The following is a 9,813-nucleotide window of genomic DNA, read 5'->3' as shown; positions in this document are numbered from 1 at the left end:
GCCGGGTATCTAAGTACGGATCGGATAAGTGCTGAAAGCATCTAAGTACGAAGCCGGCCTCAAGATTAGATCTCCCTGAAGGGTGGTTATAGACGATGACCTTGATAGGCCACAGGTGTAAGGGCGGCGACGTCCGAGCCGAGTGGTACTAATAGCCCGGGACTTTCCTCACGTGAAGGTTGATATATTTTAAGACGATAAGGCGAAGCTGGTCTCTTCGGATTGATGTCCGGTCAAAATCTTGATAATGATATTAAGGTGGCTATAGCACGAGGGATCCACCTCTTCCCATTCCGAACAGAGAAGTTAAGCCTCGTCACGCCGATGGTACTGCGTAACAGTGGAAGAGTAGGTAGCCGCCGTCTTGAGGCAAGGCGACAGCCGATGGAGAGGAGTCAGTCCGTAAGGGGTGACTCCTTTTTTTATATTAAATTTGATGTATTAAATCTATTATCTAATATCATGAAGAAAATCTATTTATTTCTATTTAGTCTGTTTATCTGTAATATCCTTGCGGCGCAAGATCAAGACTATAAAATAGTCAGAGATATCTCTTATACCCAATCGAAAAATCCATATGCGGTGGAACGTTGTAAATTGGATCTTTATTATCCCGAGAACGCAAAAGACTTCCCTACGGTAGTCTGGTTTCACGGAGGCGGCTTGTCGGGAGGTAGCAAATTCATCCCGAAGGAATTGAAGAACTGCGGATTAGCCGTTATCGCCGTAAATTACCGTCTGCTACCCAAAGCCACGTTGAGCGATTGTATCGATGATGCCGCCGCCGCTGTCGCTTGGACATTCAGCGAAATTGAGAAGTATGGTGGGGATAGGCGTAAAATCTTTGTCTCAGGTCATTCCGCTGGAGGTTATTTAACAAATATGGTCGGACTGGATAAGAAGTGGTTGACTAAGTACCGGATAGATGCTGATTCCATCGCCGCATTAATCCCTTTCAGCGGTCATGCGATCAGCCATTTCGCTTATCGGCAGGCGAAGGGGATAAAAGATACCCAACCGAGTATCGACGAGTTCGCCCCTTTGTTTTACGTACGTCCTGACGCTCCTCCATTGATTATCGTCTCGGGCGACCGGGAGATGGAGATGCTGGGCCGCTATGAGGAGAACGCCTATTTTTGGCGTATGATGAAAGTGGCCGGACATAAGAATACTTATATCTATGAGTTGGACGGATATGATCATGGATCGATGGCCGCTCCTGCCTTCCACATCTTAAAGAATCACGTGAATGCGATCTTGAAAGGTTCAGAAACCCGGTAATTCGATAAACTATTTAATTTAATACGTATGGTTCTCTTTTCTTTATTAATGGTCTTGATTTGCTTGAACGCATGTTCTGGAGCGAAGACCTCGGACAATGTAACGGTGTATGTCACGACAAACGATCGTGCGAAAGATTTCGTGAGAAGTGAGATCGCCTTGGGGGACAAACAAGCCGCCTCGCCTTCCGTGATAACGATAGACCCTTCGGTGCGCTATCAGACGATGGATGGCTTTGGCGCCGCCGTGACAGGCTCTACCTGCTATAACTTGATGCGGATGGCTCCCGAGGATCGGACAGCTTTCCTGAAAGAGACTTTCTCTGATACGGAGGGGATGGGGTATAGCTATATCCGTATCTCGATTGGCTGCTCGGACTTTTCTTTAAGTGAGTATACTTGTTGTGACACGAAGGGTGTCGAGAATTTCGCCTTGCAGAGCGAGGAGAAGGAGTATGTGATACCGATCTTGAAGGAGATCTTGGCGATCAGCCCTTCTATAAAAATCTTGGGATCGCCTTGGACTTGTCCAAGATGGATGAAGGTGGATAACTTAAAGGATTTGCGCCCGTTCGAGTCGTGGACTAGCGGACAGCTGAATCCCGCCTATTATCAAGATTACGCTACCTATTTCGTGAAATGGATACAGGCGATGGAGGCCGAGGGGATTCCTATCGAGGCGATAACTCCCCAAAACGAACCTTTGAACCGAGGAAATTCCGCTTCCTTATTTATGGGATGGGAGGAGCAACTCTCTTTCGTGCGTGACGCTCTAGGCCCTAAACTGAAAGAGACTGGCCTCAAGACGAATATCTACGCTTTCGACCATAATTACAATTACGATAATATGTTGGAGCAGCAAGGCTATCCGATGAAAATCTACGAGGATGAGAATGCCGCTTCTTTCCTGACAGGTGCCGCTTACCATAATTACGGGGGCGACCGGGAGGAGTTGAATAACGTAAACGGCAAGTTCCCCGATAAAGAATTAATATTTACGGAAACTTCTATCGGCATGTGGAATGATGGACGTAACTTAGAGAAACGCTTGATGGAAGATATGGAGGAGACGGCCTTGGGTACGGTGAATAACTGGTGTAAGGCAGTTATCGTATGGAACTTGATGCTGGACAACGAGCGGGGACCGAACCGAGAGGGTGGTTGCCAGACTTGTTATGGTGCCGTGGATATCGATCGCTCGGATTATAAGACGATTACCCGGAATTCTCATTATTATATTATCGGTCATTTATCCTCTGTGGTGAAACCGGGGGCAGTACGGATCGGCTCTAAAGGGTATACGGCTGATGGGATTATGTATTCCGCCTTCGAGAATTTAGATGGAACGGAAGCGCTCGTATTACTAAATAATACGGACGGGACTAAAAATATAACGGTAAACAGCGGCGAACGTTCGTTTACCTACGAGGTTCCCGCTAAAGCAGTCGCTTCTTTCCGTTGGAATCTTTACTAATAAGGAGGGTGTGTTAAAAGTTGGAATTATGGCACGCAGATTTAGCAGATTTACGCAGATAATATATTGATTTTCATATCATAAATCTGTGGTCATCTGCTCAATCAGCGTTATCTGCGTGCCATGTTCACACTTTTGACACACCCCCGAATGTCCAATACTTTATCTATAGTGGCAACAAGCCGGTAGCTTATCATATACGGCTTTATCCGCCTTATCCATATCCGTGTCATGGCCTACTTTAGCGATCGCCTTGCTGATCGCTTTCGGGGAGGTCTTTTGGGGATCGTACTGGAGATGGATCATCTGGGTATCTTTGTCCCAATGAGCGGATAACACACCATTTACTCCTTTGGCCGCTTTCTCGATACGTTCCTTGCACATATCGCAAGAGCCTTTGACACCGAACATGGCATGCTCGGAGGCTACCCCCGTGGCGCTTTGCGCATGCATCATATGCCCCTCATGCCCAATCATAGGCTTGGCGGGCTCGTCGCCGTTATTCATCATGGAAGTTTTTCCCTCCAGCTGTGCGCTGGCGTCTATGGCGAAGACTCCGTTGGTTACGATTTCCTCACCTTCTCGCAAGCCATTCAAGATAACATAAGAGTTACCAAGGGAAGGGCCTAGCTCCACCTCACGCATCAAGAAAGCGGGGGTATTCGTATCCGGTTGCTTTACGTACACGATAGCACGTTTACCCGTCCAGAGCACAGCGGTTTGCGGTACGACGATCTCGTTCTTATAGTTGCGGAGCGGGGCGCTTACGTTTGCCGTGGCGTACATCTCGGGCTTGAGCTCCAAAGAGGCGTTCGGTACCTCTACACGGACCTTGGCGGTACGGGTCGTCGTGTTCAAGATCGGGTCGATGAAAGAGATCTTACCCGAGAACTTCTTGCCGGGTAGCGCTTGCAAGGTAAATTCCACCGGATCACCTTTGCTAAGGAAAGGGAGATCCACCTCGAAAGCGTCGAACAAGGCCCATACCTTCGTGAGGTTCGCCACGTCGAAAAGGATAGCTCCTTGGGATACATAATCACCTTGGCTTACCCGCTTGGACAGGACGATACCGCTCGTGTTCGACTTGATCTCTACAACCGGGGAGATAGAGCCGGACTTCTCGATAGCGGCGATCTGGGCATCTGTCATCTTCCATAAATATAGTTTTTCACGGGCGGCCTGTATCAATTGAGATTGTCCCATGCGGATCGCTTCCAACAATTCTTGCTGGGCGGTGAAAAGCTCTGGGGAGTAGAGGGTAGCGAGGGTCTGTCCGGCACGCACCGTCTCACCCGTGAAATCAACGTTCAAGCTCTCGATGCGTCCGCTTACATGGGCTGTTTGAGATTGCAGGCTACGCTCGTCCGGTACGATCTTGCCGTATAAACGGACTTGCTTGACCGGATTCTGGCGGGATACCTTGGAGGTTTGTACGTCCGCTAAGGCTGCTGCTTCTTCCGAAAGCTGAATGGCGTTGGGATCGATGGCCTTGTCGGAGAAGGAGCTCTTACGTACGGGGATCAAATCCATGGCGCAGATAGGGCATTTACCCGGCTTGTCTTGGCGAATTTGGGGATGCATGGAACAAGTCCACTCGCCGGCCTCGTTCTGTTGGAGGTCGTGGCCATGCGTAGGGTCGTGAACTACCGTGCCGGTCTCGCTCGCTTGTGACGTATGGCTGTCGGTATCGGAGTTATGGAACAGGAGCCAGCCCAACAAGAGGCCGCCCGCTAGGAACAGGATATATATCAGGTACTTGGATTTTACGGTTTCATTTATATTTTTCATTTTCTTATTCGTTTACAGAGGTGGATATTAATTTCTCGATTCCGGCGATTTGGGTATTATATTCCGCTATCGCTTCGCTTTTCTTCAAGTGATAGTCCAACATTTGTCGCTCCACTTGGATCACGTCGGTCAAGGTCGTTCTTCCTGTCGAGAATTCCCGGACGATCAGTTGGTAGGTGGCCAACGATAGATCGTATTGTTTCTGGTACAAATCGATTTTCCGTGCGGCATCTTCCAATTGCTGGGTAATACGGATATACTCGGCTTGCAGTTGGTTCATCGTGTTCTCGTACTTCAACTCGCTGGATTTCCAATAATGCTTGCTTTCCCGTTGCTGTGCGTTATATTTCTTACGGAAGATAGGAAGGCTGATCTTTAGCATGGGCATGAACATATCCTTTCCGTTCATACCGGACATAGAGCCCATAGACATATCTTCCGGTTTCTTCCCGATCAAGGAATACTGGAGGCCGATACCTAGCATGGGGTAACTCATTTTCTTGTCCATCTCCGCCTTGGCCCGGTAAGCGTTTCCTTCCGCCTCCAGCATGGTAAGCATGGGGTTGTTGGAGATGACGCTGTCAAGAGCCATCGACTCACTCCATGAGAGAGGAAGCCGTTCCAACGAGTCGGGGACGGAAATCGGGGTAGCTAGCGACTGATTGAGCAACGTATTAAAAGCAGCCTCGGCCGTTTTCCGTTGCGATAACAAGGAGGCTAGCGTATTCTCCAGTTCTACCTTCTCCATCTGGATTCGCAGTACGTCCGACATTCCGCCCATGGAGTTGCCACTTCCCATAGAGCCTCCACCCATAGGGCTACCGCCGGACATTCCGGACATCGTACTACCGGATGCTCCCGTGCTTTGTACCGTAGGGCTTCCCATGCTACTGCCTCCCATACCCGACATACCTCCACCGGATACGGCGGGAGGAGTCGATGGAGCAGAAGATACGGGGGAGGGTAGGACGGAGGAACCGCCCGCCTTCGCCGACGGAGCGGAGAAGCGGTTCAATGCCAACTGTTCCAACTGGTCTAGCAGACGAAGGTTCGCCTGCGTATTTTTATATTGCTCGCTGATATTGCAAAGCTGGTACCATTGACTCTTCACCTCGTAATACAGGTTGTTGCGACTGTTACGGAATTGTTCGTAAGCCATCCGGGCCATCTCGGTCGCCTCGTTGCGGGCCGCCTTCCGGGTACCGAACCAAGGGAACATTTGCATCAAGGTGAAATCCGCTATTTGCTTTCCGGACAAGATCTCCATCGGTTTCAGGAAGAAACCGATCTCCAGTTCCGGGTCCGGATAGGCTCCGGCTTGCGGGACTTTCTCCAAAGATGCCTTATACAGGGAGAAGTCGGCGTTGATCTGCGGATTGTTACGTGCCGCCAGTTCCAGATAATAGCCTAAACTATCGGCCGGCTGGGAGTAAGCGAAAAGGACGTTTAGCATCCCCAGTACACCTGCCATGATGATTGATCTGATTCTTTTATATCTCATAAGTCGTTACCTCCTCTTGAATTTTATTCTTTTGTTCTTTCTTTATAGCGTTCTCCCGCCACCAGCATTGCAGGACGGGAACGACAAACATGGTCATACTCTGGATCAGCATGCCTCCGAACGTAGGGATAGCCATCGGTACCATGATATCCGCCCCCTTACCGGTAGAGGTAAGTACGGGGAGTAAAGCGATCAGGGTAGTGGCTGTAGTCATGGCCGCTGGGCGTACCCGTTTCAGTCCGGCGGCTACTACCGCTTCCCGGATATCGTGCTTGGTGCGGGGGTCTCGCTCGAGGAATACATGATGGATGTAGGTTCCCATCAATACCCCATCATCCGTAGCCACACCGAACAAGGCGATGAAACCGACCCAGACTGCCACGCTCAGATTGATCGTGTGCATCTGGAAAAGATCCCGCATATTCTCTCCGGCGATGGAGAAGTTCATGAACCAATCCTGTCCGTAAAGCCATAGCAAGATAAAACCTCCGGCGAAGGCTACGAACACCCCGGAGAAATGGATCAGTGAGGCAGTGACCGTCTTGAATTGAAAGTATAGAACCAGCAGGACGATCAACAAGGCGAGGGGAACGACGATCATCAGCCGGCTGGTGGCACGCTCCTGCTGCTCGTAATTGCCGGCGAACTTATAGGATACGCCGGGATCAAGGTTCAACTCGCCCTCCTTTATCTGTTGCTCAAGGATGCGGGAAGCCTCTTTCACGACATCCACTTCCGCCTTCCCCGCCAGTTTGTCGAAGATGACGTAGCCTACCAAGAAAGTGTTCTCGCTTTGGATCATCTGCGCTCCACGGGTATAGTTGATATCGGCTAGCTCTTTAAGCGGGACTTGCGCCCCAGTGGCGGTCGGTACGAGGATCATACCTAGCGCCTCCGGATTATCTCGAAGCTCACGAGCGTAGCGTAGGCGCACCGGGAAACGTTCCCTGCCTTCCACGGTGCGGGTCAGTACCATGCCACCGACAGCGGCACTTAATATCTCTTGCAAGTCCTCCACGTTTACGCCGTAACGGGCCATATTCTCACGGTTCAGTTCGATCTCCAGATAAGGGGCGCCTACCGCACGGTCGTAAAATACGGAAGAGGGGATAACGGAGGGTACCTCTTTCAATGCCTTCTCGATCGCCTTTCCGGCTTTCTCGATCGTCTCCAGATCCGGGCCATACACCTTGATACCCATCGGGGCACGCATACCGGTGGATAACATGACGAGACGGGCCTCGATAGGCTGCAGCTTCGGGGCGGAAGTCAATCCCGGAAGATGGGTGACGTTCACGATCTGTTGCCAGATATCGTTCGTGTTCTTGATCTCCGGTCGCCATTGGCGGAAGTAATCGCCTTTAGCGTCTGGGATCAGGCTGTCTGAGGGAATCAGCCGGAAACCGTCTTTGGGGTTATATACGCCTCCATCTTTTAGGAGATACTCCCCTTGCCGGTTTACCTTGAAACGTTCCCTTTTCCCGTCCTCATTCAGGATATATTCCGGACGGTAGTTGATTGTATTCTCGAACATCTGTACCGGTGCTGGATCGAGGGCGGAGTTTACACGGCCCCATTTACCGATGGCGGTCTCCACCTCGGGGATAGAGGCCAGCCGTTTGTCGAGCGCCTCTATATAATCAAGGTTTTGCTCGATACCGGAATGCGGCATGCTAGTCGGCATCAGTAGGAAAGAACCTTCGTTCAGGCTAGGCATAAACTCCTGTCCGATGCCTCTCCATATCCAGAAACCGAATACGATGGTAGCTCCCGGAATCAACATGAATTTCCAGCGGTTATCCAAGCACCAGCGCAGTATCCTCTCATAATACATAACGAGCAGCCACAGGATGCTTAGGATGATGGCTACGCAACCCGCCACGAACAGGATATTGGCGAGCATCCCTTTTTGCGGCCCCATCGGCAACCATTCCTCAGACAGGTAATAGATCGAGACAAAGAGGGTGATACCGATATTGATATAGGTGCTCATCTGAGGCTTCTTCCAATACCCGGACAATAGATTATTCAACCCGACTGCCGTTAGCCCGATAGCGGGAATACTGCCATAGATAATAAGCAAGGCGATTCCGGCCACGATCAACAGGTAATTCAGTATTTTCCGTATCAGCCTTGAATGGATCTTTATCGAGAACAACCAATACGATAGGGAAGGAAGCAAGATCAATCCCAGCACGAAGGCGGAAGCCAAAGCATACGTCTTGGTGTAGGCCAAGGGCGAGAACATCTTCCCTTCCTGCGCCTCCATGGTGAAGACGGGGAGGAAGCTGACGATCGTCGTGATCATCGCCGTGCTGATCGCCCCGGACACCTCGCTTACCGCCTTATAAATAAGGTTGACAAACGCCTTTCCCCCCTGTATATGTCTGTTCTCGGGCATCTCCCGGTAACGGATGATACTTTCCACGAAGACGACCCCTACATCCACCATCACGCCAATGGCGATCGCTATACCCGATAAAGCCACGATATTCGCCGCTATCCCCGTATAACGCATGATGATGAACGTGGCGAGCACTGCTATCGGTAGCATACTGGCGATAACGATAGAGGCCCTCAGATTGAGCACCAGCACGATGATAACGATCACGCAGATCAATATTTCGTGGGAAAGGGCGGTATCCAACGTCCCGATCGTCTCCTTGATAAGCCCCGTACGGTCGTAGAACGGCACGACGGTTACCTTGGAGACCGTCCCGTCCGCCAGTACCTTTTGGGGCAATCCCGGCTCCATCTCCTTGATCTTCGCCTTTACGTTATTGATAACCTCCAAGGGGTTGGAGCCATAGCGGGCTACTACCACTCCGCCCACGGCCTCCACACCCTCCTTGTCCAGCCCTCCCCGTCGGGTTCCGGGGCCGATATTCACGAACGCCACGTCCGATATGCGAACCGGCACGCCTTCCCGAACGGTGACGACGGCATTCTCTATATCTTTTACATTCTTGATATACCCCAAGCCTCGGATCAGGTACTCCACCTTGTTGATCTCCATCGTCTCGGCGCCGATATCGAGGTTGCTCTTCTTGATGGCGCTCATGATATCCATCACGGAGACGTTGAAGGCGTACATGGCATCTGGGTTCAACTCGATCTGGTACTCCTTCACGAAGCCGCCCGCCGAGGCAACCTCGGATACCCCCTCGGCGGAGGATAAGGTGTACTTGACGTAGAAATCCTGTATCGTACGCAACTCCTCGGCGTTCCAGCCTCCGGTAGGTTTACCGGTTTTGGGGTCCCGTCCTTCCAGCGTATACCAATAGATCTGCCCGAGGGCGGTAGCGTCCGGTCCCAAGGTAGGCTGCACGCCTTCCGGCAAGGTTCCCGGAGGCAGGGAGTTCAGCTTCTCCAATATACGGGAACGGCTCCAGTAGAACTCTATATCGTCATCGAAGATAATGTATATGAAGGACATCCCGAACATGGAGGAACTACGGATCGTCTTCACTCCCGGGATACCTAAAAGAGAGGTGGTCAGCGGATAAGTGATCTGGTCCTGTATATCCTTCGGCGAGCGGCCCATCCATTCCGTGGCCACGATCTGCTGGTTATCGCCGATATCGGGGATGGCGTCTACCGGAATCGGATTCCGGGGAATGATCCCCCCGTGCCAATTGAAGGGGGACGTGGAGATGCCCCATACGATAATCAGCACTAGTAAAAGTAAGGTTACCACCCTGTTCTCAAGGAAGTAACGAATGATTCTGTTTAACATTTGAATGAGCTTTTATGATTTGAAAACATATGAG

The 9,813-nt window shown here is 50.9% G+C and carries 5 protein-coding genes and 2 rRNA genes; 4 read left to right on the top strand and 3 right to left on the bottom strand.

Features of this window, described 5'->3' with window-relative positions; translation table 11 throughout:
- The 4 genes from ACESPU_RS06975 to ACESPU_RS06960 form a co-directional block, all read left to right on the top strand.
- Positions 1-172 (top strand): 23S ribosomal RNA (locus ACESPU_RS06975); the annotation flags it as partial.
- 82 nt (positions 173-254) lie between these two features.
- Positions 255-365, top strand: a 5S ribosomal RNA gene (rrf, locus tag ACESPU_RS06970).
- Positions 366-462: 97 nt separating this feature from the next.
- The gene (locus tag ACESPU_RS06965) at positions 463-1,281 is read left to right on the top strand and encodes an alpha/beta hydrolase (RefSeq protein ID WP_121961066.1); all 819 of its coding nucleotides are present in this window, start codon (positions 463-465) and stop codon (positions 1,279-1,281) included.
- A 27-nt stretch (positions 1,282-1,308) separates the two neighbouring features.
- Positions 1,309-2,754, top strand: coding sequence for a glycoside hydrolase family 30 beta sandwich domain-containing protein (locus tag ACESPU_RS06960; RefSeq protein WP_195283760.1), 1,446 nt, complete (start codon positions 1,309-1,311; stop codon positions 2,752-2,754).
- 162 nt (positions 2,755-2,916) lie between these two features.
- On the opposite strand, the gene ACESPU_RS06955 is transcribed toward ACESPU_RS06960, so the two are convergent.
- Genes ACESPU_RS06955 through ACESPU_RS06945 form a run of 3 tightly spaced genes read right to left on the bottom strand, consistent with a single transcriptional unit; the run spans position 2,917 to position 9,779 of the window.
- Positions 2,917-4,542, bottom strand: a complete 1,626-nt coding sequence (locus ACESPU_RS06955) for an efflux RND transporter periplasmic adaptor subunit (RefSeq protein ID WP_195283759.1) — start codon at positions 4,540-4,542, stop codon at positions 2,917-2,919.
- A 4-nt stretch (positions 4,543-4,546) separates the two neighbouring features.
- A complete protein-coding gene (locus tag ACESPU_RS06950; RefSeq protein ID WP_227713799.1) occupies positions 4,547-6,013 on the bottom strand; it encodes a TolC family protein in 1,467 nt (488 codons plus the stop codon).
- Between the two features lie 19 nt (positions 6,014-6,032).
- Positions 6,033-9,779: an efflux RND transporter permease subunit gene (locus tag ACESPU_RS06945; RefSeq protein ID WP_373133220.1), complete on the bottom strand. Its 3,747-nt coding sequence runs from the start codon at positions 9,777-9,779 to the stop codon at positions 6,033-6,035.
- Positions 9,780-9,813: the final 34 nt, after the last annotated feature.

This window comes from Parabacteroides sp. 20_3 (genome assembly GCF_964238835.1).
In the GTDB taxonomy this organism is placed as follows: Bacteria; Bacteroidota; Bacteroidia; order Bacteroidales; family Tannerellaceae; genus Parabacteroides; species Parabacteroides distasonis.
This window is presented reverse-complemented; position numbering and strand designations above follow the sequence as displayed.